Consider the following 15,520-nt stretch of genomic DNA (forward strand, 5'->3'; position numbering starts at 1 on the left):
ATTTTAGTGTATTATTTTTACTTTACCAGTTACAGCTTCATTTATTAATGACGAACGATATTCGGTTAGTAAATCGATTAATTTTTTAGTTTTCTTTATTTTAAAATCTATTCTACTAGATTCGAGCTCTATATGATTAACAATATTTTTTTGTTCCTCAATTGGAGGAACAGTTATTCTTAATGATTTTAATATTTCTTGGCTAATATTTGGTTGTCCACCACCATAACTCATATTCATTATTTCTGGTTTTGCTGCAAATAAATAATAAAACAAAAACATTGTTGTATGATGCAAAGGATTACTCATTACACAACAAGCTTGATTAACTGTAGTTTCAATTTTTAATAAACCAAGTTTTCCAATTGTAGCTCCATACATTGCAATTACAATTGAATCTACAGGGTAAATTTTTAAAGATGTATAATCTTCTATTGCTTTGTTGGTTATTTTTTTTGAAGTTTCAAAAATTTCCCCATCGTTTAAATCTCCAGTAAGCAACCAATTTATATATCCATTAAAATAATATTCCTCTTCTCCAGATTTTGGAGTTGTTCCACTTCCAATATTTGAGAAACACCAGTTTAATTTTTTAACACTCCAATGTTTAGGAATTTCGCCAATCCAATCAATACCAGATTCTTTAGTTTCAGTATTTTTATTTATTCCTTTACTTATTGCTAAACTAATTACAATCTTTTTTTCTTCTTGCAACAAGTGAATTAGTTGTTTTTTATCGTCAATAAGTTGGTCAATTTCTTGTATTTTTTTGTCAAGATAGTTTGCAATCTCTATTTGTTCAGATTCTGGGGGTAAAACTATATTTAAACAATTAAAAGCATCTACACCTAATGCATAACGCGTTACGCCATTTGCAAGTGTCTCAAATTTTCTTTTTATGTAATCTGATTGAATTTGTCTAAATAAATATTCTCCAACTATTTTTTCAGGTTTGATGTATGTTAAATGATAACCACAAACAACATTTTCAAAATCTTGTTTTACCAATGCAGCTATTCCAATATCATTAGCACTTTCAGAATCTTTTGTAGCTATTATGTCTCCTTTTTTTAGAGTAAATTTTTCAATTTGAGCCTTACTTGCTGTTGCTTTCATAAATTCAATTTCGTCAGTGATAAAATCATTTTTATATACATCAACATAATTACAAAGAAAAATATCGTCCTCATCTTCTTTGCTTTTCTTGTCTATATTACTGGGTTTAGCAGTTGCAAGATATTTTAACCTTTTGATACTCCAATGTTCGGGAATCTCTTCAATCCAATCAATGTTAGAAGATTTGTATTTAGGGTATTTTTTCATCTTTTCCAGATTTGTTCTGCAATTTTAAATAAGTTTTCTGCTCTTGTATCTATTTCTAATTCTTGCCAGTTTTCAATTGCTAAATAATCAGTAGTTTGTTTCAAAGTAGAATAATCTTTAAGTTTTGTTTTTTTATTGCTCCAACTGGAATCTCTTAAAGAACTATTTAATCTGCCTTGTATTAATGTTAGATTACCCAAAGTTAATAATTTGCTGCTTCTAATCTCTTTAGATATTCCGTCTGGTAATATTTTCCAGTTTTTATTCCAATTTTTTGGCATAATATGTTCAACGCTAAATCCGCTAAAATTCAATTTTCGATTATCTACGTAAGCATGATTTAGTTCATACAATGCGATGCAGTATAAAACTTCTCTACTGTACTTATTTATAAGATACCTGTTATAAAATGCATCTTTAAATTCTGTATTTGATGGAAATTTATTTGTTACATCTGAATAATTTTTGAGCTTTGTAAGTATATTTTCAGCTGTAATACTTTCCATTTTTTTTATTTCACTTAGGATGGAAATAAATAAATTATTGTAATTTTTAGTAGTTAATTTACAAATGGTTCTTCTTGAAATATAAGACTCTAAGACTCTAAGTATTTTTATTCTTTCATCAAGATTCGTAACTTCTTTGTAGATCATTAATACTAATGGAAAAATTGTATTGACATCGAATTCTCTTATGACATGAAAAAATCTTTTTTCATGTTGATCAAAACTAATTTCAGCTAAATTTTCGCCGTCTGGCATTTCTTCATATACCCTGGCATATTCATTAATATCTTTTGCGAAAGCTATTTTTTCGTCTGTTGTTTTGTCTTTAAGGTAGTTCTTAAACTCTTTAAATAAGGTGTCTAATTTAACATTAGCTTCTTTTTTTATTACTAAATAACTATAAAGAAAAAGTTCTACAGTAGTTCTTCTGATTCTTCCTGAAGTCTTTTCCTGATTCCAAAAATCTATAGCATCTTCGTCAGCTTCAAAAATAGATTGCCAATATAAACTATAGTAATCTCTTAATTGTTTTTCCGAAAATAAAAAGTTTTTTAGTAATTCAGCAGTAGTTAATTTTACTCCTAATGAATTTATGGTATCAAAAATTTGCTGTACATCATCGTCAGCATTCAGTGCCATGTGTATCACAGGCAATTTTTCAATTACAACATTGATATATTTTCTAATATCATCTAGGTTACATTGTGTTTCAATTTTATGTCTGTAGTAAATATAGCCTCCAACAATTCTGTTTTCGCTTTCTAATTTTTTTTCAATTTCTTCTGCTTTTAAACTTTGATAATTACTCCATAAATCTTCATTATTATTTTTACTTTGAATTATAGATTGAAAGTATTCACTATCTACTTTACTATGTTGAATTCTAATTTTTTCAATTCCATATGAATCTTCAAACGTTAAAAATTTATTTATCCAACTTTTAGCACTATCTTCCAAAGTAGCGTCATGAAAAGCTTTTAGCAATAAGCTAATTGTGGTCATTCGTTGTTGGCCATCAATTAATTCATATTCAGTCGCACCAACTTGTGAGGAAAGTATTTGTTTAATAATTATTGTACCAATGAAATGCTCACTTTTATGATTTTCATTAATTGTAATCTCTTCATATTCTTCAATAATGTCTTCCCATAATTCTGCCCAATTATCTAGTTTCCAAACATAACTTCTCTGAAAAAAAGGTATTATATACTGGCTTGAGCCATTTAAAAATGATAATAATTTCTCCTTGCTTGCACTTAACATATTTTTGTGTTAGTTTAATATTGTTTTTTCGGTTTCTAATGTTTTTTCCTCTAATGCTAAAATATCAGCTTTGATTTCTGTTAAGCAACGTAATGGTTTGAACTCATAGAAATATTTTGTGAAGTTGATTTCATAACCAGTTTTAGTTTTGTTGTCGTCAATCCATGCTTGGGGAAGGTGGGGAGTAACTTCTTTTTCAAAATATTCTTTTATTTCTTGGGGAACTAATTTACCTTCATTATTCTTTTTTATAAAAGGAATATTTTCGTAATCCCTCATATTTGAATCAGATTTTGGATTACCGGAGCGATCAGTTACTATCTTCCCATTTTGTAATAGAGGTTGTTCTATAGTTATTCTCCAATAACCAAAAAACTCATTTGGATAGATTTTGCTAAATTCATTTTCTTCAAAATTTCCATATAATTGTGTTATAAAACCGATTCCTTTAGTTGTACCATTTTCATGAATTTCTTTTCTTTTATTTCCTAGGCTTTTATCTTTTTTCTTCCAGAAGCGATTGAATTCTAATTTACCTTCTTTAAAAAATTCTTCATCTTTTACTCCAGTAGCATTTATTAGTTGGACCGTGCCAGTTCTAAGTTCACTTTTATGATTGGTTACAATCCAAATATAAGTTGATATACCTGTATTATAAAATAATTGGTCTGGCAGTGCTATTACTGCTTCTAAATAATCGTTTTCTATTATCCAACGGCGAATATTACTTTCTCCACTTTCAGCTGAACCTGTAAATAGTGGCGAACCGTTAAAAACAACTGCTATTCTTGTTCCATCTGGTTTCATTTTAGACATCATGTGTTGTAGAAACAATAAAGAACCGTCATTGATACGGGGTAAACCTGCGCCAAATCTACCTGACATTCCTTTTTTATCTGCTTCAGCCTTTATTATTTTTTCGGCTTTTTTCCAATCAACACCGAAAGGGGGATTAGATAACATATAATCAAATTTGTCTAATTCTAAACCATCAACGGTAAAAGTATTTCCAAATTTAATATTAGAAGGGTTTTGACCTTTAATTAGCATGTCAGATTTACAAATTGCATAAGATTCAGGATTAATTTCTTGACCGAAAACTTTCAATTCTGCTTTTGGATTTAACTGTTTTAAATAAGTTTCAGCAATAGAAAGCATTCCACCTGTTCCGCATGCAGGATCATATAAAGTTTTTACAATTCCTTCTTGTGTTAATATGCTTTTATCTTCATTGAATAATAAATTAACCATTAATTTGATCACTTCACGAGGCGTAAAGTGCTCTCCTGCAGTTTCATTTGATTGCTCTGCAAATTTCCTTATTAGTTCTTCAAAGACATATCCCATTTCCATAGAATCCATATCAGACAAATCTATTTCTTGGAATTTTTTTAATACTCGAAATAAAATATCAGCTTTGGGATCATCCATTCTATCAATTTGATCATCAAAATTGAAATATTCAATTATTTCTCTTGCACTTGTTGAAAATCCATTAATATAGTTTCTTAAATTAATGGCTACATTATTTGAATCAGCAATTAATTTATCAAAATTGAATTGACTTTTGTTATGAAAATTAAAACCAGCGACTTTGTTTAAAGCAATATCTTTTGCACTTTCTTTTAGTGAATTAACTTTTGGTAAATATGATAATACTTTATCTTTCGTAGGTTCTAAAACGCAGTCTAATCTTCTTAGTACAGTAAGTGGTAATATTACTTTTCCGTAATCAGATTGTTTATAGTCGCCTCTTAATAAGTCAGCTACTTTCCAGATTAAATCTGCTTTTTCATTAAAATTAGTCATTTTTATATTGGTTATTTGTGTATTAAAAAAATTAAAAATCTGGATCAAATGTAGCCAAATTAGAGGAACAAAATGTGTTTTTAATTTCTTAAAAATTAAAAATTGACTAAAGTTTTTATAGCTATTCAAACAGATTGACTATTGTTATTCTAATTCAGAAATTTATCTCCAACAAGTGTAATAATAAATAAAAAAAAGACAATGCGTATTTATACGGATTTTATCAAAATCATAATTTAATTCAGTCTTTTTAAATTACTAAATCACAAAAAAGTAAGAAAATTTTAATATTTTAGCATAAAAAAACAGTTGAACAACATAGACATCTACGAAACCAATCTATCAATAGAAAGTACTATTGTTCAGTATCTTTTTGAGAGTAAAGGCGAAAAAAAGCTCATTAAAGCCGTTCAGTATTCGGGTTTTAAAACGCAGACAGGTTTGATTATGTATAATCTGGGTTTTGGCGATTATGATTTCGAAACCAAAAGTATTTCAGATAGCGAAAGCAGTAATAATGGCGATATGCGAACCGTGTTTAATACGGTTTTAAATACAGTGCCAAAATTTTTTCAGGACAATCCTGGATTTCCTATTTATGTGCAGGGCAGTGACAGCTCAGACTTGTTTGAAGAAGAATGCCGAATTTCGTGTTTCAAAAACTGCGATGAAGCTTGTAAAAACAGAAACCGGAGAATAAGAATCTATACCTATTTCGTCAACAAACACTTTGCAGCGCTATCAAAAGAGTATCTGTTTTTTGGATATGACGAACAAAAAGAGACTTTTGTTGAGTATGTTCCGCAAAATAATTACATCGCGGTACTGGTTTATAAAAAAAATTAGATAATTTTGTATAATAATTGACGTTTGTAATTAATAATCAATTAAATAGGAGAGTGATGGAAAATAAAAAAGTCGATAAAGTCACAAAAATCATTTCTATGTCAACTGCAACCAAGAAAAAGATTTCTAAAGTAGCAGACGAGATAAAAGGAAGAGATTTGTTTACAGATAAAATTGAACTGGCTAAAAAAACGTTACAGAATTTAAAATCATTACCCATTTAGATTTCTGTTTCTTATAAAAATAAAAAAACGAGATTATTTCTTTTTAGAGATAGTCTCGTTTTTATTTATGATGGTTTTTTTTAACCGCAAAGGCTGCTAAGAATTACGCAAAGTTCGCAAAGTTTTTATACACAAAGCTTTGCGAACTTTTGCGTTTGCTAAGCACAAACTGAGATAAAGCCTTTGCGGGCTTTGCGGTTAAATAATATTACCCATGAGCCGCACACAATACCCTGAGCCGCTTTTTCAAACTACTGAAGCAGGGCTTAATGAACTACTGACTTAATTACATTATAGGTAGGTGTCTCCACTTGGACTTTCGTTTTGTCCAATAGAATTTCCGTCGTTTTCAGCACAACTTAAGTTTGATGAGGGAGTTTCAGGCAAATCATCCCAATGACCCCAATCTCCTTTATAGGCTTTTCGATAGGTAAAATCATTGTTATAAGCTACACAAATTTCGCTGTGTAATGAATCTACTTTGTGAATTTCGCTATTTTTTATTGACTTTTCCATAATTGTTTGTTTAGATACGCCAAAAGTACAGCAGTAGTTGCCTTTAGACTTATATATAAACCCGGAATAGTTATGTAATTCACATGTTGTTAGTTGTTTATCGATAAATATCACTAAATTTTTTCAGGATTTAAATAGATTTTAAGATATTAAATTCCATTATAAAGTATTTTACTTCATGTATTAGTCTATAATGAATAGAAGATCCTTCTTTAAAGTTCCCAACAAATATGATAAGGTCAGCAGGGAAATAGCTCCATAAAAAAACGAGACCATTTCTCCAAAAAGAAACAATCTCGTTTTCATCAACTTAAAAAAATCAGAAATATAAATTATCCGTGAGCCGCTACAGAAACATCAGCCCATTCTTCCCAGGTTGCTAGTTTTTGCGCGTAAACATGTTTGGCTAATGGCAGCGCCACTTTTCCTAAAAACAGGCGCAAAGGTGGGTTTTGAGCATCAACCAATTTAAGGATGGCAGGTACCGTAAATTCCGTTTTTCCGAAAGTATCAGGATCGTGTCCTTCTGCAATGGCTTTTCTCATTCCTTCATAATCATCGATGATTTCGCTGTTGAAACCGTTGCCCCAAATATCTGTAAAATAACCGTTTGGTTCTACCAAAGTAACATTGATTCCGAATTGTTTTACCTCTTGAGCCAAAGTTTCAGTAAGACCTTCAACGGCAAATTTAGAAGCGTTGTAAAGACCTAAATTTGGTAAAGTGGCGATTCCTAAAATAGAAGAAACCTGAATAATATGTCCGCTTTTTTGGTTTCTCATAATTGGCAAAACCGCTTGAGTTAACCAAAGTGTTCCAAAGAAATTAGTTTCAAATTGTGCTCTCGCTTCTTTTTCGCTTGCTTCTTCTACCGCTCCGTTTAAGGCATAACCGGCATTATTGATTAAGACATCAATTTTCCCGAAGTGTTGTTTTACTTTTTCTACAACTGCAATCGATTCTTCGCGATTGTTTACGTCTAATTTAAGTGGTAAAATGGCATCGCCATATTTTGCTTTTAAATCGTTTAGTGTATCAATATTTCTGGCTGTTGCAGCTACCTGATATCCTTTTTCTAAAAATGCTTCTGTCCAGGCTTTTCCAAATCCTTTTGATGCTCCTGAAAGTAAAATTGTTTTTGACATGTTTTCTAAATTTAATTGTTAATTATTAATGGTGAGTTGTAAATTTTGTTTAATCGTTTATTTGTTTAACTGTGTATTTGATTTTTGACATTGAAACTGTTTTAAAAATGACTGATCGGTCATTTTTTGGATAAAAAAAAAGTTAATAGCTTTTTTCTTCAATCATTTCTTTTAGTGTTCTAATAATCACTTTCATTTTGTCGTTGCTTCCGGACGTTCTCGAAATTAGATTCCCGCCTTCGAGCATAGCAAAAATTATTGTTGCAAAGTCTGAGGCATTCCAATCTGGTTTAAATTCGCCGTTGGCAATTCCTTTATTGATGCTGTTTTCTAATATCTGCTGTGTAAATTTAATTCCCCCGTTTACTTTTTCTTTTACAATAGGGTTGGTGTCATCCGCTTCCATTCCAAAATTTAATAGAGGACAACCGCCCGTAATTGGTGGATTTAGCGGATTATCAAAAAAATCAATATAAATGAACAATTCTTCTTTTGCCGTTTTAGCTTTGCTGATCGCAGCCAGGATTTTATCACCCAAAACCTTCATATTATGATCTACGGCAGCGCAGGCCAAAACTTCTTTGTTTTCAAAATGAACATACATGCTTCCCTTTGAGAGTTTGGTTGCCTCCATAATATCGCTCATAGCTGTTGCTGCAATCCCTTTTACATTAAAAATAGGGGCGGCTTTTTCTATGATAAATTGTCTGGTTTCTTCTCCCTTAGACATGATTTTATATTTGTTCGTTTGAATTACAATGCAAATATATGACCGATTGGTCATAAAAAACAAATTTATTATGATTTATTTGTGATTTCCATCGTAGATAGATTTTTGTGACGAAGTTTTTTGCCACAGATTGAGCAGATTAGAAAGATTAATTTATATGTGCTAAATAGCCACGAATTCACGAATAATTGCGTATGTAATTATAAATAATTCGTGAATTCGTGGCTAAAAAAATCTATATTTCTATGTATTAAATAAATTACACAAAGGCTTATTTATCAGATTCTAAAACCTTTTTTACCACATTGGTTTTAAATAAATTAGAGTAGGCGCGGGCAATTAATCGGGTTTGTGCTTCGTTCCAGATTTCGCATTGTACGTTTACAAATTGTCGGCCTTTTTTTATGATTAATGTTTTGGCCAAAATAGTATCGCCCACATGAGCCGGAGCAAAATAATCTACGTTTAAGTTTATGGTGGTGTAAAAGTTTTCTTCATCCAAAGAAAATAAAGTAGCACCAATACAATCATCTGCAATAGCAGCCGTAACGCCTCCGTGTAGCGATTTTATCGGGTTCGACATCTCTTCTCTTACCACATATTTAAAAGTTACCGTTCCTTCTTCGGCAACCACTACTATAGGTTTCATCCAAAGCATAAAAGGCGAGGGAGAAGCCGTAAATTCTCTATCAAGGTGATCTTGTAATACTTGTAATCTAGTTTTTCTTTCCATAATTGTTATTTGTTATTTGCAAAATGTTAGATGTAAAAATGGAAATGTAGTTTGTGTTTTACATTTACCTCTATATTTTACCTCTAACTGTTTTTATACTAATCGGTATATTTTTAATTTAAAAAAAAGTTACTCTAAGTCATCAATGATTTTATTTAATGAAACCATAATCGTTGGTAAATTGTTAAAATCACTGGTCACTTTTGCAATCATAATAGCACCTTCGATAATGGCGATAAAAGTTAGGGCAATTTGTTCGGGATTAATTTCTTTGGCTTTAAATTCACCGGCAAGAATGCCTTGCTCAATAAAGTATATGAGTTTTTCTTTCCACCAAAGAAGCGCTCTTTCCACATTTTTTTTAAGAATCGGATGTGTATCATCAGCTTCGGTAGCCGTATTCAAAATCGGACAGCCGCCACTTGTAACTTTTAAATCATAATAATTTGAATACAAACGCGGATAAACCATTAATTTGTCTTTGAAGGTTTTTTGCTTCTCAATTTCATTGGCAAAAGTATCCTGAAGTTTTTTGATATTGTATTTAAAAGCAGCTATTGCCACTTCGTCTTTATTTTCAAAATTACCATAAATACTGCCTTTTGTAAGTCCGGTAGCATCAGTAATATCGCTCATAGAAGTACCGCTATAACCTTTTGTGTTAAAAATAGGCGCAGTTTTTTCTATAATAAATTGTTTGGTTTTTTCGGCTTTACTCATAATAATAGGAGTTAAAAGTACAAATATATACCAATCGGTATAATTTTAAAGCCTTTTTAAAAAAGAAATAAATTTTAAACTCTTTCTCGTTGATTTTTAATATGTTCCCGATGAGAAATTCCCCACTTGATCATCTCCGTTATAATTGGTCCAAAAGATTTGCAGTAATCGGTTGATTCATAAAGTATAGGAATCTTTGCATCACGATCTTCAGTTCTTTTTACGAGATTATTCGATTCCATATCTTTCAATTCTTTCGAAAGCATGCGCGAGGTAATTCCGGGAATACTTTGCAGAATTTCTGTAAATCGCGTATTACCATTGCAGATAGAATTGATGATAGGCAATTTCCATTTTCCACCCAAAACATATATCGTATCCTGAAGCGCCTGAAACTCTTCTTTCTGATTTCTAGCCATGCTGTTTATTTTTCAATAAAAGTATAAAAAACATTTTATTTTTATTTTAAACCATATAAGTGATATAAGTAAATATAAGAGCAAATCTAATTAAAGTTTCTGTTAGACTTATATCACTGAAACTATAAGCAAACTTTTTTAAATGAACTTATATAACTTATCATGGTGAAAAAACAACACTTATATGGTAAAAAAAACAATTCCGGTATACTCCATGATACCACAAAAAAGCAATATGTTTTACCATTTAACTTTGTCCCGTTAATTTAAAAAACATAAAAATGGACAATTTAAAAAATAAAGTTGCTGTAATTACCGGAGGAAATAGCGGAATAGGTTACGCAACAGCAAAACAATTAAAAGAACAAGGTGCAACGGTTATCATTACCGGAAGAAGAAAAGAAGCGATAGAAAAAGCAGCTTCAGAATTGGGTGTAAAAGCTATTGTTGCAGATCAGTCGAATGTTGCAGACACCGAAAATCTGGTTGCCAAAGTAAAACAAGATTTCGGTCATGTTGATATCCTTTTTATCAATGCCGGAATTACGACCAAAGGAAATATTGAAGAAGCAACAGAGGAATTATTTGACAGTGTTATGGATATTAATTTTAAAGGCGCGTATTTCACCCTGAGCAGATTTATTCCGATTTTAAAAGATGGCGCTTCAGTTGTATTTCTTTCTTCAAATACCGCAAGTATGAGTTATGTCGGAACTTCAATTTATTCTTCAAGTAAAGCCGGTCTGAATTCTGTAGTAAAAATTGCAGCTTTAGAATTGGCTCCAAGAAAAATCAGAGTAAACTCCGTTAGTCCAGGTCCGACAGAAACTGAAATAATGAAAAAAATGGGATTAAACGAAGCGGCAGTTAATACTTTAATGAGTGCTATTGTAGACACGATTCCCCTAAAACAAATGGGAACCACCGAAGACGTTGCCAAAATGGTTTCGCACCTAAGCAGCGACGCCTCAAAATTCATCACCGGAGCCGATTTTATTATGGACGGAGGGATGGTTTTGGCCTAAGTGGCTAAGGTTCTGAGATGCTAAGATTCTGAGGTTTTAGTTTTTTTTATTTCTTATGAAAACGAGTGCCCTAGCCCTGATGGGAGCGGCATCCTTTTATGGTGGGGTTCACCATAAAAGATACAGCGGACAGCAGGAAATAGCTCCTGAAAATTCCAAATCTCAAATTAAGAAAAAAAACTTAGCATCTTAGTATCTCAGCATCTTAGAACCTTTCAAAAAAAAATCTTAGTATCTTAGCATCTCAGAACCTCAGAATCTTAAAAATGCAACTCTTAAAAGACCACATCGCCAAAACCGTTTCATTAACAGATGAAGAGTTTGACTATTTCTTTTCGCATTTTAAACCGCAGTCTTTCAAGAAAGGACAAACGATTATTAGCGTAGGTGATAAAGTTGATTGTGAGTATTTTGTAATTTCGGGTTGTGTAAAGGCTTTTTACATCAACGACGATATTAAAATGTATATCCTGCAGTTTGCAATGCCAACCTGGTGGACATCGGACTACGCGGCTTTATACAATCAAACAAAAGCAACTATTAATATAGATTGTATTTCTGATGTAGAATTGCTTTGCCTTTCCAATGCTGATCGAGAAAAACTTTGTGCCGAATTTCATCAAATCGAACACTTTTTCCGTTGGAGAACCAATAAAGGTTATGTTGCTTCTCAAAAACGCCTTTTATCTTTTATGAATAATAATGTCAAAACACGTTACGAAGAACTTTTGGCATTATATCCTCAGCTTTACAACCTTGTTCCCAAACATTTAATTGCTGCTTATCTGGGTGTTTCCAGAGAAACTTTAAGCAGGCTTTATAACTCCTGATTTTTTTTCACGCAGATTTGGCAGATTTGGCAGATTTTATTTTTTTGAGTCTAGTTTGTCATTTCGAGGAACGAGAAATCACATCACGTAACCACACAGTGCGTTGCTCTCTGAATGTGATTTCTCGTTCCTCGAAATGACACAAAATGAGAAAAAACTTCGAGATTCTGTGCGATTAAAAACAAATACAACAAATAAAAAAATCCGCTAAATCTGCAAAATCTACGTGAAATAATACCCCAAAATCGGAATGTGATCTACATCACGTAACCAACTTCTATAGTCGCCGTTCCTTTGTACTGTACTTTAAATACAACAACAATTAAATACAATAACAATGGAAACAACAAATTTTAAAATCGTAAGCGCAAACAGCCAAATCGATTGGACCGGAAGAAAAGTAACCGGCGCACATAATGGAACAATTGGTATCAAAGAAGGTAATTTTATCCTGAATGACGGAAAAATAAATGGTGGAAACATCATCATTAATACTTCGACAATAAAAATTCTGGATGTTACAGATCCGGCTACAAACGCACAGTTTGCCGGACACCTTGCTTCAGATGATTTTTTCTCTATCGAAAAATTCCCAACTGCAGCATTGGATATTATTTCTGTAAAAGAAATTTCAAACAGCACTTATCATCTTGAAGGCAATCTTACCATAAAAGATATTACACATCTTGTTGGTTTTGATGCCAAAGTAGAAAACAGCAGAAACGAAATTAAACTTTCCGGTAAACTGATTATTGACCGTACCAAATACGATATCAGATTCCGTTCTGGTAATTTCTTTACAGATTTGGGCGACACATTAATCTACAACGACTTTGACTTAGATTTTACTATTACTGCCGAAGCCGTTCTTTCAGAACAATCTAAAAACTAAAGCCATGCCTTACGTAAAAATCGAATTGACCCGCGAAGGAGTAACCCGCGAGCAAAAACAGGAATTAATAAGCGGCATAACCAATTTAATTACAGATGTTTTAAATAAAGATCCGCATTTAACACATGTCGTGATTCAGGAAATAGAATTAGACGATTGGGGTTACGCAGGCGAACAAGTATCAGTATTAAGAGAAAAAGGCATTACAGCCGATAAAAAATAAATATCATGAAAAAACAAACTATAATCGTTACCGGAGCAGCTTCTGGTATCGGAAAAGGAATCGCTAAATACTTTTTGGACAGAGGTGATAATGTTGTCATCAATTCAGTAACACCAAGTGCATTAGAAAACACTTATAAAGAATTTGGAGCAGGCGATAATCTGGCCATGTTTGCCGGAGACGTAAGTAAAAAAGAAACCGGAGAACAATTGGTAAAAATTGCCATCGAAAAATTTGGTTCAGTAGATGTATTGGTCAACAACGCTGGAATTTTTGACAGCAAACCATTTCTTGAAGTTGATGAAGCTTACTTAGATAAATTCCTGACTACAAACTTTAAAGGAACTTATTTTACAACACAATCCGTGATTCCGCAAATGCTGAAACAAAAAGATGGTGTTGTTATCAATATCGGAACACCGTTGGTAAACCACGGATTAGGCGGATGGCCGGCTTCAGCACCTGTTTCTAGCAAAGGAGCAATTCATGCGCTTACCATTCAGCTGGCAGCCGAATTTGGAAAACAAAACATTCGTATCAATACTGTCGCACCGGGTGTAATTCGCACACCAATGCACGGTGACAAAGCCGATCAGAATGCAGGTTTACATTTGCTAAACAGAGTTGGCGAAATAGATGATGTTGCCGAAATGGTATACATCGTTGCCAAAAGCACTTTTATTACCGGATCAATCATTAATGTTGATGGCGGAAAAGGTGCCGGACACAATTTAAACTAATAATGAAAACTTTTTTATTAATTGCTTTTATGTTCTGGAATTTACAGGGCATAAAAGCACAAAATAACAGCAAAATGGAAAATCAGGAAGATGTTGCAGCAATTACAAATGCCATAGAAAACAATTATTTTAAAGGCATTTATGAAGGAGATGTAAGGATTTTGGGAAGCATTTTTTATCCCGGAACATTGGTTTACGGTGATATAAAAGGACAGCCTTATTTCAAGACCGTAGATTTATATCTCGACGGCGTAAAAAACAGACAAAGTCCGAAGGATTCAGGAAAACCTTTTAAAGGAGAAATTTTGGATATACGAATTGTAAATTCAATTGCCGTAGCTGAAATTAATGTTAAAATGTACGAGTTTTATTATCGTGATTTTTTATCTTTTCATAAGATTAACGGAAAATGGCTTATTGTCAATAAAATGCTGACTGACTTAAGTCAATAATTTTAAACGAAAAAGCAATGTGGAATCATACAAAAATAACAGATTTATTGGGTATTGATTATCCAATTATGCAGGGACCGTTTGGCGGAAATTTGTCTTCGGTTGAGTTGACCGCAACGGTATCAAACGCCGGTGGATTGGGCGGATATGGTGCTTATACCATGAGTCCGCAGGAAATTTTTGAGGTTGATAAACAATTAAAAGCGGCCACCAATAAACCGTATAACATCAATCTTTGGGTTTCAGATCATGATATTCCGCAAGGTGGTTTAACAGATGATAAATTTGCTAAAACCATCAAACAATATCAACCTTATTTTGATGAAGTTGGAATTCCGTTACCGGAAAAACCAGCGCCGTTTCAATCTAGATTCGAAAATCAATTGGACGTTATTTTAGATATTCGGCCAAAAGTATTCAGCTTTATGTTTGGCGTGCCTTCGGCCGATGTTTTAGAAGAATGCCGTAAAAAAGGAATTTTTACAGTTGGTGCCGCAACGACTCTGGACGAAGCCATTTTTCTGGAAGCTGCAGGAGTTGATATGATTATTGCTTCGGGTTTTGAAGCGGGCGGACACAGACCTTCTTTTTTGGCCTCTGCCGAATCATCCTTAACGGGAACTTTTGCTTTAGTGCAATTAATGAAGGAAAAAATAAAAACACCAATTATCGCCGCCGGCGGAATTGCAAACGGAAAAGGTGTTGCAGCAGCTTTGGCATTGGGTGCAGACGCCGCCCAGATTGGAACCGCGTTTCTTGCCACCGATGAATCGAATGCATTACCCATTCACAGAGAAATGTTATTTTCTGATGCATCAAAATACACCACATTATCACGTGCCTATACAGGCAGACTCGGACGCGGAATAACCAGCAGAATTGCAAAAGACCTAATTGGAAAAGAAGAAAATATTCTGCCATTTCCGCTACAAACGACTTTAATTTCGCCATTACGAAAAGCAGCACTCGACCAGCAAAAATGGGACATGATTTTATTTTGGGGCGGACAAATTGCTCCGGTTTTAAAACACAAAAAAGCAAAAGATTTAATGCATTCGCTGATTGAAGAAACAACAAGTTATTTCAATGATTTGAAAGGTTAATTAAATGAGTTTGATTAAGAT

At 32.7% G+C, this 15,520-nt stretch carries 19 protein-coding genes; 10 read left to right on the forward strand and 9 right to left on the reverse strand.

Going from position 1 to position 15,520, the window contains the following annotated elements; genetic code table 11:
- Positions 1–3: 3 nt before the first annotated feature.
- From AC4FQ3_RS01255 to AC4FQ3_RS01265, 3 genes are read right to left on the reverse strand one after another with little or no spacing between them, the layout of a single operon-like run.
- Entirely contained in the window at positions 4–1,323 is a 1,320-nt protein-coding gene (locus AC4FQ3_RS01255; protein ID WP_491180562.1) for a restriction endonuclease subunit S, read from the reverse strand.
- Positions 1,320–3,092 (reverse strand): DUF262 domain-containing protein, encoded by a 1,773-nt coding sequence (locus AC4FQ3_RS01260; protein ID WP_491180563.1) that lies wholly within the window; start codon positions 3,090–3,092, stop codon positions 1,320–1,322. The genes AC4FQ3_RS01255 and AC4FQ3_RS01260 overlap by 4 nt, the downstream gene beginning before the upstream one ends.
- A 9-nt stretch (positions 3,093–3,101) precedes the next feature.
- A complete protein-coding gene (locus tag AC4FQ3_RS01265; RefSeq protein ID WP_491180564.1) occupies positions 3,102–4,901 on the reverse strand; it encodes a type I restriction-modification system subunit M in 1,800 nt (599 codons plus the stop codon).
- A gap of 309 nt (positions 4,902–5,210) precedes the next feature.
- Here AC4FQ3_RS01265 and AC4FQ3_RS01270 point away from each other — a divergent pair, with 309 nt between their 5' ends.
- Together AC4FQ3_RS01270 and AC4FQ3_RS01275 are read left to right on the forward strand one after the other, a co-directional pair.
- The gene (locus tag AC4FQ3_RS01270) at positions 5,211–5,747 is read left to right on the forward strand and encodes a DUF6934 family protein (RefSeq protein ID WP_491180565.1); all 537 of its coding nucleotides are present in this window, start codon (positions 5,211–5,213) and stop codon (positions 5,745–5,747) included.
- A 98-nt stretch (positions 5,748–5,845) separates the two neighbouring features.
- Positions 5,846–5,971 (forward strand): hypothetical protein, encoded by a 126-nt coding sequence (locus AC4FQ3_RS01275; protein WP_471733374.1) that lies wholly within the window; start codon positions 5,846–5,848, stop codon positions 5,969–5,971.
- Positions 5,972–6,262: 291 nt separating this feature from the next.
- Here the strand turns inward: AC4FQ3_RS01275 and AC4FQ3_RS01280 are convergent, their stop codons facing one another.
- From AC4FQ3_RS01280 to AC4FQ3_RS01305, 6 genes are all read right to left on the reverse strand, one after another.
- The gene (locus AC4FQ3_RS01280) at positions 6,263–6,487 is read right to left on the reverse strand and encodes a hypothetical protein (protein WP_491180566.1); all 225 of its coding nucleotides are present in this window, start codon (positions 6,485–6,487) and stop codon (positions 6,263–6,265) included.
- Between the two features lie 332 nt (positions 6,488–6,819).
- On the reverse strand, positions 6,820–7,632 hold the full coding sequence (locus tag AC4FQ3_RS01285; protein ID WP_491180567.1) for an SDR family NAD(P)-dependent oxidoreductase: 813 nt from the start codon (positions 7,630–7,632) through the stop codon (positions 6,820–6,822).
- A gap of 142 nt (positions 7,633–7,774) precedes the next feature.
- A complete protein-coding gene (locus AC4FQ3_RS01290; RefSeq protein WP_073393903.1) occupies positions 7,775–8,362 on the reverse strand; it encodes a TetR/AcrR family transcriptional regulator in 588 nt (195 codons plus the stop codon).
- Positions 8,363–8,633: 271 nt separating this feature from the next.
- Entirely contained in the window at positions 8,634–9,095 is a 462-nt protein-coding gene (locus AC4FQ3_RS01295; protein WP_042564548.1) for a PaaI family thioesterase, read from the reverse strand.
- 129 nt (positions 9,096–9,224) lie between these two features.
- A complete protein-coding gene (locus AC4FQ3_RS01300) occupies positions 9,225–9,815 on the reverse strand; it encodes a TetR/AcrR family transcriptional regulator (protein WP_491180568.1) in 591 nt (196 codons plus the stop codon).
- 74 nt (positions 9,816–9,889) lie between these two features.
- A complete protein-coding gene (locus AC4FQ3_RS01305; RefSeq protein WP_042564550.1) occupies positions 9,890–10,234 on the reverse strand; it encodes a winged helix-turn-helix transcriptional regulator in 345 nt (114 codons plus the stop codon).
- Between the two features lie 281 nt (positions 10,235–10,515).
- On the opposite strand from AC4FQ3_RS01305, the gene AC4FQ3_RS01310 reads away from it, so the two are divergent.
- The 8 genes from AC4FQ3_RS01310 to AC4FQ3_RS01345 all read left to right on the forward strand — a co-directional run bounded on the left by AC4FQ3_RS01310 (position 10,516) and on the right by AC4FQ3_RS01345 (position 15,499).
- Entirely contained in the window at positions 10,516–11,259 is a 744-nt protein-coding gene (locus tag AC4FQ3_RS01310; RefSeq protein ID WP_491180569.1) for an SDR family oxidoreductase, read from the forward strand.
- Positions 11,260–11,314: 55 nt separating this feature from the next.
- A complete protein-coding gene (locus AC4FQ3_RS01315) occupies positions 11,315–11,452 on the forward strand; it encodes a hypothetical protein (RefSeq protein WP_491180570.1) in 138 nt (45 codons plus the stop codon).
- 73 nt (positions 11,453–11,525) lie between these two features.
- The gene (locus tag AC4FQ3_RS01320) at positions 11,526–12,089 is read left to right on the forward strand and encodes a Crp/Fnr family transcriptional regulator (protein WP_491180571.1); all 564 of its coding nucleotides are present in this window, start codon (positions 11,526–11,528) and stop codon (positions 12,087–12,089) included.
- A gap of 337 nt (positions 12,090–12,426) precedes the next feature.
- Positions 12,427–12,981, forward strand: a complete 555-nt coding sequence (locus AC4FQ3_RS01325) for a YceI family protein (protein WP_491180572.1) — start codon at positions 12,427–12,429, stop codon at positions 12,979–12,981.
- Positions 12,982–12,985: 4 nt separating this feature from the next.
- The gene (locus AC4FQ3_RS01330) at positions 12,986–13,204 is read left to right on the forward strand and encodes a tautomerase family protein (protein ID WP_042564553.1); all 219 of its coding nucleotides are present in this window, start codon (positions 12,986–12,988) and stop codon (positions 13,202–13,204) included.
- A 5-nt stretch (positions 13,205–13,209) separates the two neighbouring features.
- Positions 13,210–13,944: an SDR family NAD(P)-dependent oxidoreductase gene (locus tag AC4FQ3_RS01335; RefSeq protein WP_491180573.1), complete on the forward strand. Its 735-nt coding sequence runs from the start codon at positions 13,210–13,212 to the stop codon at positions 13,942–13,944.
- A 2-nt stretch (positions 13,945–13,946) separates the two neighbouring features.
- Positions 13,947–14,396 carry a nuclear transport factor 2 family protein gene (locus tag AC4FQ3_RS01340; protein ID WP_491180574.1) on the forward strand — a complete coding sequence of 150 codons (450 nt, stop codon included), beginning with the start codon at positions 13,947–13,949 and terminating at the stop codon, positions 14,394–14,396.
- Positions 14,397–14,413: 17 nt separating this feature from the next.
- Positions 14,414–15,499, forward strand: a complete 1,086-nt coding sequence (locus AC4FQ3_RS01345) for an NAD(P)H-dependent flavin oxidoreductase (RefSeq protein WP_491180575.1) — start codon at positions 14,414–14,416, stop codon at positions 15,497–15,499.
- Positions 15,500–15,520 lie beyond the last annotated feature (21 nt).

This window comes from Flavobacterium sp. AK-345 (assembly GCF_058310175.1).